The 18,413-nt window shown below is 32.2% G+C and carries 23 protein-coding genes and 1 tRNA gene; 14 read left to right on the forward strand and 10 right to left on the reverse strand.

Features of this window, described 5'->3' with window-relative positions:
- Positions 1–678, forward strand: a 678-nt coding sequence (gene rplU / locus Q0050_RS03780) for a 50S ribosomal protein L21 (protein ID WP_298392678.1), incomplete at its 5' end; no start/stop codon positions are given.
- Positions 679–710: 32 nt separating this feature from the next.
- Positions 711–971, forward strand: coding sequence for a 50S ribosomal protein L27 (rpmA, locus tag Q0050_RS03785; RefSeq protein WP_298392679.1), 261 nt, complete (start codon positions 711–713; stop codon positions 969–971).
- Positions 972–1,096: 125 nt separating this feature from the next.
- Here the strand turns inward: rpmA and accC are convergent, their stop codons facing one another.
- The 6 genes from accC to pdxA all read right to left on the reverse strand — a co-directional run bounded on the left by accC (position 1,097) and on the right by pdxA (position 6,075).
- Positions 1,097–2,443, reverse strand: coding sequence for an acetyl-CoA carboxylase biotin carboxylase subunit (gene accC, locus Q0050_RS03790; protein ID WP_298392680.1), 1,347 nt, complete (start codon positions 2,441–2,443; stop codon positions 1,097–1,099).
- A gap of 93 nt (positions 2,444–2,536) precedes the next feature.
- Positions 2,537–3,019 carry an acetyl-CoA carboxylase biotin carboxyl carrier protein gene (gene accB / locus Q0050_RS03795; RefSeq protein WP_298392681.1) on the reverse strand — a complete coding sequence of 161 codons (483 nt, stop codon included), beginning with the start codon at positions 3,017–3,019 and terminating at the stop codon, positions 2,537–2,539.
- Between the two features lie 27 nt (positions 3,020–3,046).
- Positions 3,047–4,045 carry a beta-ketoacyl-ACP synthase III gene (locus tag Q0050_RS03800; RefSeq protein WP_298392682.1) on the reverse strand — a complete coding sequence of 333 codons (999 nt, stop codon included), beginning with the start codon at positions 4,043–4,045 and terminating at the stop codon, positions 3,047–3,049.
- 141 nt (positions 4,046–4,186) lie between these two features.
- The gene (rpmF, locus tag Q0050_RS03805; protein WP_298305572.1) at positions 4,187–4,381 is read right to left on the reverse strand and encodes a 50S ribosomal protein L32; all 195 of its coding nucleotides are present in this window, start codon (positions 4,379–4,381) and stop codon (positions 4,187–4,189) included.
- A 9-nt stretch (positions 4,382–4,390) separates the two neighbouring features.
- Positions 4,391–4,933 carry a DUF177 domain-containing protein gene (locus Q0050_RS03810; protein ID WP_298392699.1) on the reverse strand — a complete coding sequence of 181 codons (543 nt, stop codon included), beginning with the start codon at positions 4,931–4,933 and terminating at the stop codon, positions 4,391–4,393.
- 77 nt (positions 4,934–5,010) lie between these two features.
- Entirely contained in the window at positions 5,011–6,075 is a 1,065-nt protein-coding gene (pdxA, locus tag Q0050_RS03815; RefSeq protein ID WP_298392683.1) for a 4-hydroxythreonine-4-phosphate dehydrogenase PdxA, read from the reverse strand.
- A gap of 60 nt (positions 6,076–6,135) precedes the next feature.
- On the opposite strand from pdxA, the gene Q0050_RS03820 reads away from it, so the two are divergent.
- Both Q0050_RS03820 and Q0050_RS03825 read left to right on the forward strand, forming a co-directional pair.
- On the forward strand, positions 6,136–6,723 hold the full coding sequence (locus tag Q0050_RS03820; protein ID WP_298392684.1) for a riboflavin synthase: 588 nt from the start codon (positions 6,136–6,138) through the stop codon (positions 6,721–6,723).
- A gap of 103 nt (positions 6,724–6,826) precedes the next feature.
- On the forward strand, positions 6,827–7,105 hold the full coding sequence (locus Q0050_RS03825; RefSeq protein ID WP_298392685.1) for a hypothetical protein: 279 nt from the start codon (positions 6,827–6,829) through the stop codon (positions 7,103–7,105).
- A gap of 31 nt (positions 7,106–7,136) precedes the next feature.
- Here Q0050_RS03825 and Q0050_RS03830 read toward each other — a convergent pair.
- Both Q0050_RS03830 and mce read right to left on the reverse strand, forming a co-directional pair.
- Positions 7,137–7,210, reverse strand: a tRNA-Ile gene (locus Q0050_RS03830).
- A gap of 109 nt (positions 7,211–7,319) precedes the next feature.
- Positions 7,320–7,721 carry a methylmalonyl-CoA epimerase gene (gene mce / locus Q0050_RS03835; protein WP_298392686.1) on the reverse strand — a complete coding sequence of 134 codons (402 nt, stop codon included), beginning with the start codon at positions 7,719–7,721 and terminating at the stop codon, positions 7,320–7,322.
- A 250-nt stretch (positions 7,722–7,971) separates the two neighbouring features.
- Here mce and rbfA point away from each other — a divergent pair, with 250 nt between their 5' ends.
- Entirely contained in the window at positions 7,972–8,364 is a 393-nt protein-coding gene (gene rbfA / locus Q0050_RS03840; protein WP_298392687.1) for a 30S ribosome-binding factor RbfA, read from the forward strand.
- Positions 8,365–9,567, forward strand: a complete 1,203-nt coding sequence (locus Q0050_RS03845) for an FtsX-like permease family protein (protein WP_298392688.1) — start codon at positions 8,365–8,367, stop codon at positions 9,565–9,567.
- A gap of 231 nt (positions 9,568–9,798) precedes the next feature.
- Here Q0050_RS03845 and dusB read toward each other — a convergent pair whose 3' ends face one another.
- Positions 9,799–10,791, reverse strand: a complete 993-nt coding sequence (dusB, locus tag Q0050_RS03850) for a tRNA dihydrouridine synthase DusB (protein WP_298392689.1) — start codon at positions 10,789–10,791, stop codon at positions 9,799–9,801.
- 106 nt (positions 10,792–10,897) lie between these two features.
- Here dusB and Q0050_RS03855 point away from each other — a divergent pair, with 106 nt between their 5' ends.
- The 7 genes from Q0050_RS03855 to Q0050_RS03885 all read left to right on the forward strand — a co-directional run bounded on the left by Q0050_RS03855 (position 10,898) and on the right by Q0050_RS03885 (position 15,690).
- Positions 10,898–12,103, forward strand: a complete 1,206-nt coding sequence (locus Q0050_RS03855; protein WP_298392690.1) for an AraC family transcriptional regulator — start codon at positions 10,898–10,900, stop codon at positions 12,101–12,103.
- Between the two features lie 73 nt (positions 12,104–12,176).
- The gene (locus Q0050_RS03860; RefSeq protein ID WP_298392691.1) at positions 12,177–13,070 is read left to right on the forward strand and encodes a hypothetical protein; all 894 of its coding nucleotides are present in this window, start codon (positions 12,177–12,179) and stop codon (positions 13,068–13,070) included.
- Position 13,071: 1 nt separating this feature from the next.
- Entirely contained in the window at positions 13,072–13,557 is a 486-nt protein-coding gene (locus Q0050_RS03865) for a hypothetical protein (protein ID WP_298392692.1), read from the forward strand.
- Positions 13,558–13,701: 144 nt separating this feature from the next.
- Positions 13,702–14,055 (forward strand): hypothetical protein, encoded by a 354-nt coding sequence (locus Q0050_RS03870; RefSeq protein WP_298392693.1) that lies wholly within the window; start codon positions 13,702–13,704, stop codon positions 14,053–14,055.
- Positions 14,056–14,118: 63 nt separating this feature from the next.
- Positions 14,119–14,784: a DUF2807 domain-containing protein gene (locus Q0050_RS03875; protein WP_298392694.1), complete on the forward strand. Its 666-nt coding sequence runs from the start codon at positions 14,119–14,121 to the stop codon at positions 14,782–14,784.
- A 62-nt stretch (positions 14,785–14,846) separates the two neighbouring features.
- Positions 14,847–15,329 (forward strand): DoxX family protein, encoded by a 483-nt coding sequence (locus tag Q0050_RS03880; protein WP_298392695.1) that lies wholly within the window; start codon positions 14,847–14,849, stop codon positions 15,327–15,329.
- A 1-nt stretch (position 15,330) separates the two neighbouring features.
- Positions 15,331–15,690: a hypothetical protein gene (locus Q0050_RS03885; RefSeq protein ID WP_298392696.1), complete on the forward strand. Its 360-nt coding sequence runs from the start codon at positions 15,331–15,333 to the stop codon at positions 15,688–15,690.
- Positions 15,691–15,693: 3 nt separating this feature from the next.
- On the opposite strand, the gene Q0050_RS03890 is transcribed toward Q0050_RS03885, so the two are convergent.
- Positions 15,694–16,332: a pyridoxamine 5'-phosphate oxidase family protein gene (locus Q0050_RS03890; protein WP_298392697.1), complete on the reverse strand. Its 639-nt coding sequence runs from the start codon at positions 16,330–16,332 to the stop codon at positions 15,694–15,696.
- Positions 16,333–16,617: 285 nt separating this feature from the next.
- On the opposite strand from Q0050_RS03890, the gene lepA reads away from it, so the two are divergent.
- Positions 16,618–18,413 (forward strand): translation elongation factor 4 (lepA, locus tag Q0050_RS03895; RefSeq protein ID WP_298392698.1); only part of this gene is annotated, 1,796 nt, incomplete at its 3' end.

The raw sequence follows: 18,413 nt of genomic DNA on the forward strand, positions 1-18,413 counted from the left end.
GAGATAGCAGGGCAACAATTTAAAGTAAGCAAAGACTTAAAGGTTTATGTTCACCGTTTGGCTAGTGAAGAAGGTTCAAAAGTTTCTTTTGACAAAGTTCTTTTATTAGACGATAATGGTAATGTAACTTTAGGCGCCCCAGCTATAGAAGGTGCTTCTGTTGAAGCAAAAGTATTACAACACCTTAAAGGTGATAAAGTAATTATCTTCAAAAAGAAAAGAAGAAAAGGTTACAAGAAAAGAAATGGTCACCGCCAGTATTTGACACAAATCCTTATTGAAGGAATTGTTGCATCAGGTGCTAAAAAAGCAACTCCAAAAGCTGAAAAAGTTGAAGCTCCGAAAGCTGAGAAAGCTCCAAAAGCAGAAAAACTTGTAGAAGCAGTTGAAGAAAAAGCTCCAAAAGCTCCAAAAGCAAAAAAAGGTGATGATTTAGCTATTGTAGAAGGAATCGGACCAAAAGCTGCTGAAGCATTAGTTGCTGCTGGAATTGATACATTCGTGAAATTAGCTGCTGCTTCTGCTGAAGAAGTTAAAGCGATTTTAGATGCATCTACTTCTAAAGTGCAACATTTAGATCCAACTACTTGGGCTCAACAAGCACAATTAGCTGCAGATGGAAAAATGGACGAATTAAAAAAATTACAAGATGAATTAAACGGTGGTAAAGCTGTTTAATTTTAGTATTAACTTATAAAAACCAATACATCATGGCTCACAAGAAAGGTGTCGGTAGTTCGAAGAATGGTAGAGAATCACATTCAAAACGTTTAGGCGTTAAGATTTATGGTGGTCAAGCTGCAATTGCTGGAAACATTATCGTAAGACAAAGAGGTTCAAAACACAATCCAGGTGAAAATGTTTACATGGGTAACGATCACACTTTACATGCTAAAGTTGATGGAATTGTGAAATTTCAGAAAAAAGCGAATGATAAATCGTTTGTTTCTATTATTCCTTTTGAAGCATAATCTAATTATTTTTAGATAATTAAAAAAACCGTTCATCACTGAACGGTTTTTTTTATATATAATAGTAATAAAAAAAAACCATCCGATTTAGCGAATGGTTTTTTTAAGTAATTTATCAAAATATATTATTCTATATCTTTCATTTTAAAGGACTCCATAAATGCTGTAGTGTAATTTCCAGCAACATAATCTGGTTCATCCATTAATTGTCTATGAAACGGAATAGTTGTTTTAATTCCCTCAATATAAAACTCATCCAAAGCACGCTTCATTTTATTGATAGCTTCTTCACGTGTTTGCGCTGTTGTAATTAACTTTGCAATCATTGAGTCATAATTTGGCGGAATTGTATAACCTGCATAAACATGCGTATCTAAACGCACACCGTGTCCACCTGGCGCGTGTAAAACAGTAATCTTACCTGGTGAAGGACGGAAATCATTGTATGGATCTTCAGCGTTAATACGACATTCAATTGAATGCAATTGAGGTAAATAATTTTTACCAGAAATTGGCACTCCTGCCGCTACAAGAATTTGCTCACGAATTAAATCATAATCAATAACCTGCTCTGTAATTGGATGTTCTACTTGGATACGAGTATTCATTTCCATAAAGTAGAAATTTCTATGCTTATCTACAAGAAACTCAACCGTTCCTGCACCTTCATATTTTATATACTCTGCAGCTTTTACGGCCGCTTCACCCATTTTATGACGTAATTCATCTGTCATAAAAGGCGACGGAGTTTCTTCAGTTAGTTTTTGATGACGTCTTTGAACCGAGCAATCTCTTTCTGAAAGGTGACAAGCTTTTCCGTAAGAATCACCAACTACTTGAATCTCGATATGGCGTGGTTCTTCAATTAGTTTTTCCATATACATACCATCATTACCAAAAGCAGCTGCTGCTTCTTGACGAGCACTTTCCCACGCTTTTAATAAATCTTCTTCTTTCCAGATAGCACGCATTCCTTTTCCGCCACCTCCAGCAGTAGCTTTCATCATTACTGGATAGCCAATTTCTTTAGCAACTTTAAGTGCGTCTTCATAAGAATCTAAAATCCCTTCTGAACCTGGCACACAAGGAACTCCAGCTTCAATCATGGTAGATTTTGCTGTTGCTTTATCGCCCATTTTATCGATCATTTCAGGAGAAGCACCAATAAATTTGATTCCGTGCTCTTGACAAATTTTAGAAAATTTGGCATTTTCCGACAAGAAACCATATCCTGGGTGTATCGCATCGGCATTTGTGATTTCGGCAGCAGCAATAATATTTGACATTTTCAAGTAAGACAAATTACTTGGCGGTGGCCCAATACAAACTGCCTCATCTGCAAATTTTACGTGTAAACTTTCAGCATCAGCTGTTGAATAAACAGCTACGGTTTTTATGCCCATTTCTCTGCAGGTTCTAATAACTCTTAGAGCAATTTCACCTCTATTGGCAATTAATATTTTTTTAAACATCTTATTTTTTTTAGAATTCAAAAAACAAATCCCAAACTTCAATTCCTAAGAAATAAACTTGGGATCTGAAATTTAAAATATTAGAATTTTAAATTATGATGGATCTACTAAGAATAATGGTTGATCAAATTCCACTGGAGACATATCGTCAACAAGAATTTTTACAATTTTTCCTGTGATTTCAGCTTCGATTTCATTGAATAACTTCATCGCTTCTACTACACAAAGAACATCTCCTTTTCCGATTGAAGTACCTACCTCAACAAAAGCTGGTTTGTCTGGAGCTGGTTTTCTATAGAAAGTTCCGATCATTGGTGACTTTATTGTTACATACTTAGCGTTCTCGTCTACTACCGGAGTTGCCGCTGGCGCTACTGCTGGAGCTTGTTGTTGCACTGCTGGAGCTTGTTGGATAGCTTGCTGCATTGGAGCTTGTTGAACATAAGTGATATCAGGAGTATTTCCTTCTACAGTTGTTCTGATAGTAATTTTAACATCACCTGTCTCTAATTTTACTTCTGCAACACCTGAATTGGATACAAATTTGATTAGGTTTTGAATTTCTTTTAAATCCATAATAATATTTGTTTTAGTTATAGTTTTTTATTGTTTGTTGTATGCCCATTTAAGATAGATAGAACCCCAAGTAAATCCACCACCAAAAGCGGCAAAAATAAGGTTATCTCCTTTTTTGAATTTATCTTCAAAATCACTTAATAATAAAGGTAGTGTTCCCGAAGTTGTATTTCCATATTTGTGAATATTGACTAACACTTTTTCTTCATCAAGATCCATTCTTGAGGCAGTTGCATCAATGATTCTTTTATTTGCTTGATGAGCAATTAACCAGTTAATATCGTCTTTAGTTAAATTATTTCGTTGCATAATTTTTTCACTAACATCAGCCATTCCTGAAACGGCATATTTGAAAACAGTTTTACCATCTTGAAAAACAAAATGTTGACTATTTTCAACTGTATCCTTAGATGCTGGCAAAATAGAACCACCTGCGTCAATTTTTAAATATTCTCTACCGATACCATCAGATCTTAAGAACTCATCTTGAAGACCAAGACCTTCGTGATTTGGCTCGAATAATACTGCTCCAGCACCATCTCCAAAAATAATGCAAGTAGCTCTGTCGGTATAATCAATAATTGAAGACATTTTGTCTGCTCCAATCAATAATACCTTTTTGTATCGTCCTGATTGAATATAAGCCGCAGCAGCTGACATTCCGTAAAGAAAACTTGAACATGCCGCAGATAAATCATAGGCAAAAGCATTAACGGCACCAATTTGAGTAGCTACAAAAACCCCAGTAGTTGCAACTGGCATATCAGGTGTAGCCGTGGCCATAATTACTAAATCTATTTCAGCAGGATTAATATTACCTCTTTTTAATAAATCTTGTGCAGCTTTTATTGCTAAATAAGAGGTACCTTTTCCCTGCTCTTTTAACAATCTTCTTTCCTTGATACCAGTTCTAGTAGTAATCCATTCGTCGTTAGTATCAACTAATGTTTCAAGAACTTGATTTGATAAAACAAAATCAGGAACATAACCACCGACAGCGGTAATTGCGGCTGTAATTGTACTCATATAGATATTTTATAACCTCTTTTTTAAAACAATTTTAAAAGAGGTGGAATTTACAAAAAATTATTTAGTTATGATTAAATTTTCTAAAAAACAAAAAACTCTCACAGGTCGTGAGAGTTTAAATGTAATTTTAAAAATATATTAAGCAGCAACTACTGATTTATCAATAACTACTTGACCTCTGTAATACATTTTACCTTCATGCCAGTAAGCTCTGTGGTATAAATGTGCTTCTCCAGTTACTGGACAAGTTGCAATTGTAGCTGCAGTAGCTTTGTAATGTGTTCTTCTCTTATCTCTTCTTGTTTTGGAGATTTTTCTCTTTGGATGTGCCATTTTACTATATTATTTATCCGTTAATAGTTGCTTTAATTTGTCCCAACGTGGGTCGGTATTTTCTTCTTTTTTACTCTCTTTTTTTTGTTCTTTTATTGACAATTCTGATAGTTTTTCAAGCGCTTCTGACTTTAAAGTGCCGTCCTTAATTCCTGGATGAACTCTCTTAAATGGCACTGATAAAACTATCATTTCATAAATATACTGTGATATATCAATTTGATGCTCACCATGTGTTAAAATTAATAACTCTTCGTTATCATTATTAAACTCTTCTCCAAACTGAACAACTAGGTTGATTTTGCCTTTTATTGCTAAATCAAACATTTCAGCTGTTGAATCGCAAGGAACATTAACTGTACCTTTGTGTTTGAAAGCCAATTCTAACATTGTACTTTTTTTATCTAACACTACATTTACTTTGACATCACAATCTTCATATTCGTGATAATCAAAACTATCAAAGAACTTTTTACTAATTTGATATTCAAACTGATGTTTCCCTAACTTTAACCCTATAAACGGAATTAAAAATTCATTTGTAACTTTCATCATTTCATCAATTTGTCCAATCCGAAGATTCGGGTTTGGGAGTGCAAAGATATAAAATTATTATAAAACCAAAAGAGTTACGCGCCTTTTTTTGTTTCTAATTGTTTTTCTTTTATTTTTAATGGGTTTTTAGACAATTCTAAATACTCATTTCTCGAGTGATAGATATCAATTGCCAGATAAACAGCTTCTTTAAACGAAGTTGCATCGGCTAATCCTTTTCCTGCAATATCATAAGCAGTTCCGTGATCTGGCGATGTTCTAATCTTATTTAGACCTGCCGTGTAGTTTACACCATTACCAAAAGCTAACGTTTTGAATGGAATTAATCCTTGATCATGGTAAGTTGCAATTACTGCGTCGAATTTTTCATATTGACCACTTCCAAAAAAACCATCGGCAGAATAAGGTCCGAATGCAAAAATGCCTTTATCAAATAGTTTTTTTATAGCTGGCTTAATAATTTCGTCATCTTCTTTTCCGATAACACCATTATCACCTGCGTGTGGATTCAAAGCCAAAACAGCTATTTTAGGTTTTGTAATACTAAAATCTTGCTTTAATGTTGCGTTTATAGTTTCAATTTTTTGAAAAATCAATTTTTCGGTAAGATGTTTTGCTACTTCATTAACAGGAACATGATCCGTCATTAATCCTACACGTAGATTATCTTGAACCATCAACATTAAAGCATTTCCTTCCAATTCTTTATTTAGATAATCTGTATGTCCAGGAAATTTAAACTCTTCCGATTGAATGTTATACTTATTTATTGGAGCCGTTACCAAAACATCTATTAAACCATTCTTTAAAGCATCGGTAGCAGCTACAAAAGATTTAATAGCATACTTACCTACATTTTCATCGTTTTGTCCGTAATTGATATCAACACCTTCTCTCCAAACATTTAAAACATTAATTTTACCTTTAACTAATTGTTCTAATTTATCTATTCCGTGAAGCGCTACTTCAGAATTTAAATTTCTTTTTATGAAAGAAAGTATTTTTACATTAGCAAAAATTACTGGCGTACATAATTCTAGCATTCGTGAATCTTCAAATGTTTTTAGAATTACTTCGCTTCCAATACCGTTTAAATCTCCTATTGAAATTCCAACGATTATATTTTCTGCTTTTTTCATAGTGCTTCTTCTAATTTATTGCTAATTTTGAAGTGCAAATTTAGTAAAATAAAACGACAAATGTTTACAGGAATAATAGAAACGCTAGGAATAGTAAAAGAGATAATAAAAGAAGAAGAAAATCTTCATATCACAATTAATTCAACCATAACACACGAGTTAAAAGTCGACCAAAGTGTCGCTCATAATGGTGTTTGTCTGACAGTTGTGAAAATCGAGAACGACAATTATACCGTTACAGCAATAAAAGAAACTATTGACAAGACTAACGTTGGTGATTGGAAAATTAATGACATCATTAATCTTGAAAGAGCAATGAAACTTGGTGACAGACTGGACGGACATATTGTTCAAGGACATGTTGACCAAATTGGATTTTGTACTTTTAAAGAAGAAACGGAAGGAAGTTGGAAATACACATTCGAATATGACAAAAATCTAAACAACATAACCATTGAAAAAGGCTCGATTACTGTTAACGGAGTTAGTTTAACAGTTGTAGATTCTAAAACCAATGAATTTAGTGTAGCCATAATCCCATATACTTATGAACATACCAATTTTAAAAATTTTACTAGTGGAACAAAAATTAATTTAGAATTTGATGTCATAGGAAAATATGTGTCAAAATTGCACAACACCAGATAAATCACAAAACTAAAATAAAAAAAGCTTCAATTATCTTGAAGCTTTTTTTATTACAACTATTTTGTAAAATGCAAAAATTAGTGACACGATAAATAAAACCAGTATGCTTTCATCTACCGGTAAGCCTGGTGGCGCCGGAGGAATTGGTGCTGGTGGATCAGGTGCTGCAAATGTAAAATTTATACAAAGCAAAGCAACGATTAATACTATTTTATTATTTGGGACAATTCTCATAGGGCGTAAAAGTAAAAAAAAAATCTCTTTAACAAAATTTTTTATCTTATATTTTAAATATTGTAATAAACAATTGACAATTTATTTACAAATAAGCGTCTTTTTTAGTATAAACGTAAAAAAAAACGCTTTGGTTTGTCCAAAATAAAAAAAGACCTCTTAACTAGAGGTCTTTTTTGTGGTCCCACTTGGGCTCGAACCAAGGACCACCTGATTATGAGTCAGGTGCTCTAACCAACTGAGCTATAGGACCGGTTAAGAGGTTGCAATATTACTACTAATTTTAATTTATTGCAAGTGTTTTTGATATTTTGATACCTAAGAAATTTATTAAGTATATAAACATTTGAAATTCAATTCTTCTATTCTATTTCTTGGCACAATTCAATCAGTACTCCGTTGGTTGTTTTAGGATGAAGGAACGCTACAAGTTTGTTATCGGCTCCTTTTTTTGGGATTTCGTTTAATAGCACAAAGCCTTCCTCTTGTAATCGCTTCATTTCCGATAGAATATCTTTAACATCAAAAGCAATGTGATGAATACCTTCGCCTTTTTTTTCTATAAATTTTGCAATTGGGCTATCAGGATTCGTAGCTTCAAGAAGTTCTATTTTATTTGGTCCGTTCATAAAAAAAGAAGTTTTCACTCCTTCACTTGCAACTTCTTCTTGCTTGTAGGCAGGTGCGCCAAATAGTTTTTCAAATAATAGGTTCGATGTATCTAAATCTTTAACTGCAATTCCTATATGCTCTATTTTTCTCATTGTTTATGGATTTCTTCTACAAAGTTAACAAAAATTAAAATGAATTACTGTTTAACCCTGATTACTTCACAATGCTATTATTTTCATTTGTGTTCAGTGAACTCGTGTGTAATGAAAATCTCCTGATATTTTATCACGAATTGGAATGAAAAGCAGGAAAACTAACAACTGATAAATCCTGAGCCATTAGCTTCTTTCAGAGTCAAGCCTAGAATGACGTTATTTAAGAGAAAAATTGTATTTTTGCACTATGGAAACAAATAGACAAAAAAAAATAGGAAGCGTTCTGCAAAATGATTTGGTAGATATCCTTCAAGGTGAAATTAGAAAAAACGGATTAACTAATTTGATTATTTCGGTTTCTAAGGTTAGTGTTACAACCGATTTGGGAGTAGCAAGGGTTTATTTAAGTGTTTTTCCTCAAGATAGAGCTCAAGAAATATTGGAGGCAGTAAAGTCTAATGCACCGCTGATTAAGCACGATTTATCCCAACGCGTAAAAATGCAATTAAGAAAAGTTCCTAATCTATCTTTTTATATTGATGACTCTTTAGATTATATCGAAAAAATTGACAATGCGCTTAAAGGTGAAGAAAATCCGATTCACAATCGTGAACTTTTAGAAAAACGCAAAAAATCATAAGTGAACTTCCCTCTTTACATCGCCAAGCGCTATATTTTTAGCAAAAGCAAAAGTAATGCAATTAATATTATTACTAGAATTGCTTCTGGTGGAATTATTGTTGGAGCAATGGCTTTGTTTATAGTTCTTTCTGTTTTTAGCGGATTAAGAGAATTTAGTCTTTCGTTTTCAAATGATTTTGATCCTGATTTAAAAATAAATCCTATTAAGGGAAAATCATTTTATATTTCATCCGATCAAGAAAAAAAAATCAAAAATCTTACCGAAATAGTAAATTATAGTAAGATAATTGAAGAACGTGTTTTGTTTTCATTTGACAACAAACAGCAAATTTCGATTCTAAAAGGTGTTGACGAAAATTTTAACATCGTAAGTAAAGCTCCACAAAAACTTTTTAGCGGACAATGGTTAAAACCCAAAACCTACCAAGTGGTTGTTGGATATGGAATTTCAGAAAAATTATCGATGGGTTTATTTGACTTCAATAATTATTTTGAAGTAATGGCACCTAAACCTGGCAAAGGCGACTTAGCATTAAATCCTGAGGATTCTTTTACCAAAGCGGTTTTAATTCCAGTTGGTATTTATGCCATTAGTGAAGAGCTAGATTCAAAGTATGTTTTTGCTGATTTAGGTTTGGCTCAAGAAGTGTTACAATATAAAAATAATCAAATTTCAGGAATCGAGTTAAAACTTAAACCCAATTCTAATGAAGAAGTTGTAATTTCGAAAATTGAAACGATCTTCAACAGCAAAGTAAATGTAAAAACTAGAGCAGAGTTAAACGCTACTTTACACAAAATGCTAAATACCGAAAATATAGTTGTGTATCTTATCTTTACTTTAGTCATAATTATTGCCCTATTCAATTTAATTGGCGCCATAATTATGATGATACTAGACAAAAAAGCCAACTTAAAAACTTTATATAGTTTAGGAGCAGAGATTAAAGATCTTAGAAAAACATTTTTATTACAAGGAACTTTGCTCAGCTTTATTGGCGGAATTATTGGTTTACTATTAGGAATAATCATTGTCTTAATCCAACAACAATTTCAATTGATTATGATTACAGAAAGCTTAGCTTATCCTGTGGTATTTTCTTTTATGAATGTAGCGATTGTGTTTATAACTATTCTAACCCTTGGGTTTTTTGCTAGTTTAATAGCTAGTAGTCGAGTAACTAAAAAATTACTGGATTAAATTTTACACGAATTTTCACGAATTTTCACGAATTATTTTGGGTTTATAATTTCACGAACTTGTATAACGTGGAAGTGATTCTGAAGTTTACTTTTCACGAGTTTTCACGAATTGTTTTACAACTTATCATTACACGAATCTGAAAAAATAATTGTTCTACCTTTTCAAATTAGTGTGATTTTATGGATCTAGAATTCGTGAAAATTCGTGAAATTCGTGTGAAAATAATAATTAAAAAACCTGATAATCAGAATAGATTTCTTGAATTTCATCTAAGGCTTTGAACAATTCTACTGGATCTTCGATTGTTACTAATTTCAATCGGTAATCTTTAAAATTGGCAATTCCTTTGAAGTAATTGGTGTAATGACGACGCATTTCAATAATTCCAAGGCGTTCACCTTTCCAATCCATTGACCACGTTAGGTGATTTCTTGCTGCTTCTACTCTATCGAAAATTGTTGGTTTTGCCAAGTGTTCTCCTGTTGCGAAGTAATGTTTGATTTCGTTAAAAATCCACGGATAACCAATCGCGGCACGACCAATCATCATTCCGTCAAGGCCAAATTTATTTTTATATTCTAATGCTTTTTCTGGAGAATCGATATCGCCGTTTCCAAAAATTGGCATTGTGATTCTAGGATTATTTTTCACACGTTCAATATGAGTCCAATCGGAATGACCTTTGTACATTTGCGCACGTGTTCTTGCGTGAACGGTTAATGCTTGCACACCAATATCCTGTAAACGCTCGGCAACCTCATCAATATTTATAGAATTTTCATCCCAACCCAAACGCGTTTTTACCGTTACCGGAAGCGATGTTCCTTTAATAACTGCTTTTGTTAAGCGAATCATCAAATCTACATCTTTCAAAACTCCTGCGCCTGCGCCTTTGCAAACTACTTTTTTTACTGGACAACCAAAATTGATATCTACCAAATCAGGTTGTACGGCATCAACTATTCTTGAAGACATTTCCATTGCTTCTTCATCACCACCAAAAATTTGGATTCCAACTGGACGTTCGTAATCAAAAATATCTAATTTCTGACGACTTTTTACAGCATCACGAATCAATCCTTCCGAAGAAATAAATTCGGAGTACATCAAATCGGCACCGTGTAATTTGCACAACCTACGAAATGGTGGATCGCTTACGTCTTCCATCGGAGCAAGTAATAGCGGAAAATCGGGTAATATGATGTTGCCTATTTTGGGCATTGGATTAATTTTTTCGCAAAGATAGTTAAGAAAATTTAGTTATGAAATTTAATCTTATGTGTGACAATCATTTAAAATTAATATTTATTTTTACGAAAACTTCGCAATGCTTTTTCAATTTGGATCTTACAGTTCGCTTTTGCTTATTTCCTTCACGCAAGGAATCATTTACAGCATTTTATTATTAGTAAAAGCAATAAGGACTGAGGATAAATCCAATTATTGGCTGAGTTTTTTTATTTTTTTATGTAGTTTATTTATTGCGCCTTGGATGTTGGGCTTTGCTGGTTGGTATGACAATCAACCTTATAGAGATTTTATGTTTTATACACCATTTCAACATTTATTCTTTTTAGGACCAATCATCTTTTTTTACACCCAAAGCTTGTTGAATCCTTTATTTAAACTTTCAAAGAAAGATTTCTTGCATTTTTTACCTGGAATTTTATACCTATTTGTTATGATGAGCTTTTGGATTTATGACAAATTTATTTTTAAAACATACTATTTTTATGAAGATCAAGCTGATAAAGATTTTGATAATTGGTACCAATATTCTGGTTTTATTTCGATGACAATTTATTTTAGTTTGAGTTTGAGATATTATTTCAAATACAAAAAACTTATTGTTCAAGTCGCTAGTAATGCTGATGACTTATTGTTTCGATGGATTCGTAATTATCTATTTGCGTTTTTGAGTATGATTTGCATCCGATTAACATTTACTATTGCTAGCATATTTTTTCCTGTTCTAGATTCTTATCAAGGTACTTGGTGGTTTTTCCTGATGTTTTCCGTTGTACTATATTATATTGCTGTTACTGGTTATAGTAATGCTGTTATCTCTAAAATTGCTTTCAAATTATCCGTCCTTAACAATCAACCTACTTATCTTTTATCTTCTAATGCAGTTACCGAAGAAACGGTTATTGATATCGAGCACGAAACATTTGAAGAAACAAATTCGCCAGAAATTGCACTTTGGAAATCAAAAATTGAAACCTTAATTCAAAGAGAAAAACTTTATCAAAATCCAGAATTAACGTTGACCGATTTAGCAAAAAAATTAGAAACCAATGCTTCTGTAATTTCCAAAACCATCAATCAAGGTTTTCAAATGAACTTTAATGATTGCATCAATAATTATAGAATTGAAGCTGTAAAAAATAGTTTTGCCAATGGCGACCACAAAAAATCTACCTTATTAGGAATAGCTTATGATTGCGGATTTAATTCCAAAGCGACTTTCAATCGGGCCTTCAAAAAAAATACTGGAACAACTCCTAAAGAATATTTGAATTTGATTTCTTGAGATTACAATTTTACAATTTTATTGATTTGAATAGGTTTATTTTTACTTAATCAAAGTTTCAATCATCAATCAAATGAAATTTTTAATCACACCTATTTTTTTAATTTGTCTTTTGTTCTTTTTAATTTCTTGCAATGATAATCAGAAAAACAAAACTTCAGTTATTCAAAACTTTAAAACCAAAAGTTATTTAGATATAAAACTTGATAGTTTTGGGCATTTACCATCCAATCCTTACATCATTGAATTCAAAAAGAAGGAAAAATCAATAACGTTTTGTGGCGTTGAACATCTAACAGATAATAATGATGTAACTAACAAAATGTTTCAAGAAATTGAAAAATCATTTTTAAAAACCAATCCATCAATTGCTATAAACGAAGGTGGTTCTGTTGACGGAAAAAAGTATGCTTCAAAGAAAGAAGCCATTTTAAAAGATGGTGAAATTGGATTATTGAAATACTTATCCGACAGTTTGAAAATTAAAACCATTAATGGCGATCCAGAAATTGATTACGAGCTAAAAGAACTTTCTAAACTGTATCCTAAAAAAGAGTTCCTAACTTATCTAATTACTGAGCGATTGCTTTGGTCTTTATATGATAGTAAAGTCACAAATTACGATTCGATTGTTTCCAATTACAATAAATTTTTAGCAAATTACATCATTAAAAAAGGAAAATTATCGCTTTCGCCAAATGAAAAAACGTTTGACTATTTCAAGAAAAATTATCAAGAATTAGTGGGAAGACCATTTGAAATCAATTCGTTAAAACCAACGAATCCATTTGATAAAAATGGAAAATTTCAAGAAATTGGCAGAAAATCAAAAGAAATAAGAGACCAATTTTTATTACAAAAAACCAATGAATTGATAAAAACCAATAATCGAGTTTACATTGTTTTTGGCGGTTGGCATTTATTAACTTGCGAACCCGGAATGCATCAAATAATAAACCCGTACTGATATGAAATCGCTTTTAAAACTACTTTTACTCATTTTGTTATCCAATAAAATGCAATCACAATCCAAAGTTTTTTCTATTGAAGAAGCTCAAAAAATGGGAATTAGTATCGAAAAATTAGATTTAGAATACAAATCGGCAGTTCACGTCGATAGTACAAAAGCGGTATTCAAAACTGAAATACAACAACAAAAACTGCAAGAATCTTATACTAAATTGCTTCAAGATTTTGGTTGGTTTTTAAACAAAAACAACTTCAAATGGGAAACCAAAACCAAATGTTTCCAAAGGATTTATTTTGCTCCAAATGGCAAAATCGATTATTTCATTTATAATTTCAAACTAAAAAGTGTACTTCCTGAAAATTTGATTTCTGAAGAAAAACAAAAAGAATTTCAAAGATTATTAGAACTATTTGTTAAAGAATATACTTTTTCATCAACAGCTACTGAACAATTTGCTCAATGCAGCCCAACTTCCTATCAATAAAAGTATCAAATCATAATATGTTGTTTTTCAAGCAGTATCAAATAATTTAATTCTTAAAATTTAAGTCTCAAATCATAATTTGAAGCGATTGACGATGGTTAATGGCGCAATTTTGTCCTATTATTAATCATTAAAATTCAAATTATGAAAACAATCATTGCATTATTCGCTGTTTTATTACTTACTACTTCTTGTGGCGTTTTTGGCTCATTAAATTCAAATACTTCTATTAAACCCAAAGAAAGTTTTGTTTTAGGAAATAACAAACACGGTTCTTTTAAAACCCATTTAAAAAACGAAGGTGTAACAATATTAAAAATATATCAAGCGCCAATTGATGGTGGAAGTCATTCTTCGGTTTTAATTAAACCACAAGAATCAACAACCATTAAAACAGATAAAAATACGGCTTTAATAATAGAAAATACTGGAGACGAATACGCATCGGTGACTTTAAAAGTAAAAGGCGATTTGAATTTAGGAATGAACTATAAATAAGAAAACTCATTTCAATCATCAATCAATCACAAAAATCAATTTCAACTTCAAAAATTAATAAAAATGACAAAATTAATCATCGCAATTGTATTGACATTAACTTCAACTTTTGCAAATGCTCAACTTAAAGGTTCAGGGAAAATTGTTACCAAAAATTATGACTACAAAAACTTCGACAAGCTAACACTAGAAGATTTAGACGGAAAAATAGAAGTCGAAATTGGAAAAACTTGGAGTATTTCAGTAACAATTGATGATAATCTTGAGAATCTTTTGAGTTTCTCTGAAAACGGATCTGAAAATGAATTAAAAATTCAATTTAAAGGAAACAAAAACAATCAAATGTATATCGAGGATACCAATTTCAAAATCAAAATCACGATGCCTGAAGTTAGTGTAATAAGAAATACAGGAAATAGCGATTTAGTCGTAAAAAACATTCTTGGTCGTTATTTCAAATTAGAAAACACAGGAAATGGCGAAAGCAAAATAAGTGGAACAATTGATGTTCTTGACATTGTCAAAACCGGAAATGGTGATGTAAACGCCGAAAATCTAATAGCCAAAAAAGCAGATTTAAAAAGCACAGGAAATGGAAATTTAATTGCAAATGTTTCAGATGAACTTACAGCCAAACTAACCGGAAATGGCGATATCATCAATAAAGGAAAAGCCAAATTTGATTCCAAATCCAAAAAATCAGGTAACGGTGAATTAATTATAAACTAGAGTTTCAATCATCAATCATAATCAAAAATCAATTTCAATTTCTAAAATCAATTTCTAAATATATGACACTATTAACTAAAATTACCAAACCTATTTTGTTACCTCATTGGGCACAAGATTTATTCTTAACTATTCCACGAATCGTTTGTGGCTACTTACTTGCTTTTAATTTTGGAGCTGATAAATTTGGAATGCCTTGGTCACCTATCGATAATAATTTAGGCCTTTTTGAAGTCGCTTATTGGTTTCCAAATGATGTTGCAAATTATGGCGGAATCTTCGCCATTGCACCAGGATTTTTTGCTTGGATGGGCGCTTTTGCAGAAGCTGTTGGCGGATTATTATTGGTATTCGGATTTCAAACTCGCATTGCTTCTTTTCTTGTAATTTGCACAATGCTGGTTGCCATTTTTATGCAACAAATACAAAACGGATTATGGAATTGTCTCGCTGCAATGGGATTTCTTTGGGTCGCAATGTTCTATTTAATCGTAGGTTCGGGAAGATTTGGAATTGATTATTTATTAACTAAAAATAAAGCGTAAAATGAAAAATATAGTAACAATAATTGCAATTGCATTTTCTTTATTAGTGACAAGTTGCGTTCAAAAAACTTATAAAAAAACTGTCATTTTCACATTAGACGCATCTGAAATCAAAGAAGTAAAAAAAGTGGGCATTCGCGGAAAAGACAAACCATTATCTTGGGATTATGACACGGAAATGAAGTTTTCTCCAAAAGAAAATCTATATAAAGTGACAACCACTTTTGAAACTGGCTATAAATTTACTGAAGTAAAATTTGTGGTAAACGATACATTCGAATTTCAAAATCAAGACAACCGAAGAGTAGATTTTTCTAAGAAGGACACCACATTCTTTAAAGCAAAATTCAATAAAAGATAATAATTAAGGAACAGCCCAAAAACAATCAATCAACGCTCCATTTTCGTAATAAAAATTTGCTTTCCGATTGCCTGTATAATCTAAATAAAGAAATTCTAATTCATAAACAGAGCAAGCAATCACTGAAAAGTTTATTTCAAAAAGATCGCTTTCGTCATCAGTTGGTTTTGTATTAGAAAAACGTTCTTCATACCCTAAAGTTGGTTGATTAGATTTAGTATTTGGCGCTTCAAGAGTCATATAACCCAATCGTGCTTGCGGACTTGTGGCTTTCCATCTATCGTTTGTTAAAGCATTGTTGGTGTGTAAAGTAGCTCTTGCTTTTACTACAATTTGAATTCGTTGTCGAGCATCATAAAACAATAAAGAAATTCGGTTATCCTTTTGCAAATCTGCATAATTTCTCGAACGATTATCTGTATGGAAAAAGATTGTTTTTTGGAGTTCATCGACTTTTCTATTAACAACAATTCGTAAAGAAGCAGTGGCATTTTCATTTACAGTTCCAACACACATTGTGCGAAAACCATTTTTTTTCTTAACCGAACCGTTAACCAATTTTTTCCAAGCCAAAGTTTCTAAACTTTCTAAATTATAGCTTGTATCATTTATTGTAATAAAATCCTCCATTTGATGTTGCATAAAATTGATGTAAAAACAATAAACGAATATTGTGATGTTGTTCAAAAATACTAAAATTGCACTAAGTAGAATAGTATTTATAGTATATTTAAGATACGTGGAAGCAGCTTTTCTGATAAAAAAATATCACAAAATTTGTCTGAAAAGAAAAGCATTAGAAAAATTAAATTCAGTTTGATAACATTAGCTTTTGTTCAATCTAGAATCAAAACTTTTAGCTTATATTTGCAGATTAATTGCAGTAGAATTGCTATTGAAATTTGAACTTGATATCGAAATTGACGAATGAAACACATTAGAAATTTTTGCATTATTGCACATATTGACCACGGAAAAAGTACGCTAGCCGACAGACTTCTTGGTGCAACTCAAACCGTTACTGCTCGTGAAGAAAAAGCACAATTGCTTGACAATATGGATTTGGAGCGCGAACGTGGTATTACTATAAAAAGTCACGCGATTCAAATGGAGTACACTTATAAAGGTGAACAATATATTTTGAATTTAATTGACACACCTGGACACGTTGATTTTTCATACGAAGTTTCGCGATCAATTGCGGCTTGTGAAGGTGCGCTATTAATTGTTGATGCTGCACAAAGCATTCAAGCACAAACGATTTCCAATTTATATTTGGCTTTAGAAAACGACTTGGAAATTATTCCGGTTTTAAATAAAGTAGATTTACCAAGTGCAAATCCTGAAGAAGTTAGCGATGATATTATCGATTTATTAGGTTGTAAACTTGAAGATATTATTCACGCTTCTGGAAAAACAGGTTTTGGAGTTGAAAATATTTTGGCTGCTATTATTGAAAAAATTCCTGCGCCAAAAGGTGTTGTTGATGAACCGCTTCAAGCCTTAATTTTTGATTCACATTACAATCCGTTTCGTGGAATTGAGGTAATTTTTAGAGTGAAAAACGGCGAAATCCGTAAAGGTCAAAAAATTAAATTTATGGCAACTGGAAATGAATATTTCGCTGATGAAGTTGGAACTTTGAAACTAAATCAGGTTCCGAAGAACGTTATTTCTGCTGGTGATGTTGGGTATTTAATTTCTGGAATTAAAGAGGCTAAAGAAGTAAAAGTTGGAGACACTATTACTGATGCAAAAACACCAACTACCAATATGATTACCGGATTTGAAGATGTAAAACCAATGGTTTTCGCCGGAATTTATCCTGTTGATACTGAGGATTATGAAGATTTGCGTGCTTCAATGGAAAAACTCCAATTGAATGATGCCTCTCTAGTTTTTGTGGCTGAAAGTTCGGCTGCATTAGGTTTTGGTTTCCGATGTGGATTCTTAGGAATGTTGCATATGGAAATCATCCAAGAACGTTTGGAACGCGAATTCGATATGACCGTAATCACCACTGTTCCTAACGTTTCGTATTTGGCTTATACCAAAAAAGATCCTGAAACAGCATTTGTAGTTAACAATCCTTCTGACTTACCTGAACCTTCGCGTTTAGACCGAGTTGAAGAACCTTATATTAAAGCAACCATCATTACAAAATCCGATTTTGTTGGTAACGTAATGAGTTTGTGTATAGAAAAACGTGGTCAAATTACCAATCAAACCTATTTGACAACCGAAAGAGTTGAATTAAATTTTGATATGCCTTTGGCTGAAATCGTATTCGATTTTTATGATCGATTGAAAACAGTTTCTAAAGGTTATGCTTCATTTGATTATTCTCCAATCGGAATGCGAACTTCTAAATTGGTAAAACTTGATGTTTTATTAAACGCACAAACAGTTGATGCTCTTTCTGCCTTGATTCACGAAGATAATGCGTACAATATTGGTAAAAAAATGACCGAAAAACTTCGTGAATTGATTCCAAGACAGCAATTTGATATTCCAATTCAAGCGGCAATTGGTGCTAAAATTATTGCACGTGAAACTATCAAAGCGTTACGTAAAGACGTTACCGCAAAATGTTATGGTGGAGACATTTCTCGTAAAAGAAAACTTCTTGAAAAACAGAAAAAAGGTAAAAAACGTATGCGTCAAGTAGGAAATGTTGAAATTCCGCAAGAAGCGTTTATGGCTGTTTTGAAGTTGAATGATTA

Source organism: Flavobacterium sp. (assembly GCF_027483985.1).
GTDB lineage: Bacteria > Bacteroidota > Bacteroidia > Flavobacteriales > Flavobacteriaceae > Flavobacterium.

Coding starts and splice junctions, on each gene's coding strand:
- rpmA (WP_298392679.1), top strand. CDS start 711: ATGGCTCACAAGAAAGGTGTCGGTAGTTCGAAGAATGGTAGAGAATCA.
- accC (WP_298392680.1), bottom strand. CDS start 2,443: ATGTTTAAAAAAATATTAATTGCCAATAGAGGTGAAATTGCTCTAAGA.
- accB (WP_298392681.1), bottom strand. CDS start 3,019: ATGGATTTAAAAGAAATTCAAAACCTAATCAAATTTGTATCCAATTCA.
- Q0050_RS03800 (WP_298392682.1), bottom strand. CDS start 4,045: ATGAGTACAATTACAGCCGCAATTACCGCTGTCGGTGGTTATGTTCCT.
- rpmF (WP_298305572.1), bottom strand. CDS start 4,381: ATGGCACATCCAAAGAGAAAAATCTCCAAAACAAGAAGAGATAAGAGA.
- Q0050_RS03810 (WP_298392699.1), bottom strand. CDS start 4,933: ATGAAAGTTACAAATGAATTTTTAATTCCGTTTATAGGGTTAAAGTTA.
- pdxA (WP_298392683.1), bottom strand. CDS start 6,075: ATGAAAAAAGCAGAAAATATAATCGTTGGAATTTCAATAGGAGATTTA.
- Q0050_RS03820 (WP_298392684.1), top strand. CDS start 6,136: ATGTTTACAGGAATAATAGAAACGCTAGGAATAGTAAAAGAGATAATA.
- Q0050_RS03825 (WP_298392685.1), top strand. CDS start 6,827: ATGCTTTCATCTACCGGTAAGCCTGGTGGCGCCGGAGGAATTGGTGCT.
- mce (WP_298392686.1), bottom strand. CDS start 7,721: ATGAGAAAAATAGAGCATATAGGAATTGCAGTTAAAGATTTAGATACA.
- rbfA (WP_298392687.1), top strand. CDS start 7,972: ATGGAAACAAATAGACAAAAAAAAATAGGAAGCGTTCTGCAAAATGAT.
- dusB (WP_298392689.1), bottom strand. CDS start 10,791: ATGCCCAAAATAGGCAACATCATATTACCCGATTTTCCGCTATTACTT.
- Q0050_RS03855 (WP_298392690.1), top strand. CDS start 10,898: ATGCTTTTTCAATTTGGATCTTACAGTTCGCTTTTGCTTATTTCCTTC.
- Q0050_RS03860 (WP_298392691.1), top strand. CDS start 12,177: ATGAAATTTTTAATCACACCTATTTTTTTAATTTGTCTTTTGTTCTTT.
- Q0050_RS03865 (WP_298392692.1), top strand. CDS start 13,072: ATGAAATCGCTTTTAAAACTACTTTTACTCATTTTGTTATCCAATAAA.
- Q0050_RS03870 (WP_298392693.1), top strand. CDS start 13,702: ATGAAAACAATCATTGCATTATTCGCTGTTTTATTACTTACTACTTCT.
- Q0050_RS03875 (WP_298392694.1), top strand. CDS start 14,119: ATGACAAAATTAATCATCGCAATTGTATTGACATTAACTTCAACTTTT.
- Q0050_RS03880 (WP_298392695.1), top strand. CDS start 14,847: ATGACACTATTAACTAAAATTACCAAACCTATTTTGTTACCTCATTGG.
- Q0050_RS03885 (WP_298392696.1), top strand. CDS start 15,331: ATGAAAAATATAGTAACAATAATTGCAATTGCATTTTCTTTATTAGTG.
- Q0050_RS03890 (WP_298392697.1), bottom strand. CDS start 16,332: ATGCAACATCAAATGGAGGATTTTATTACAATAAATGATACAAGCTAT.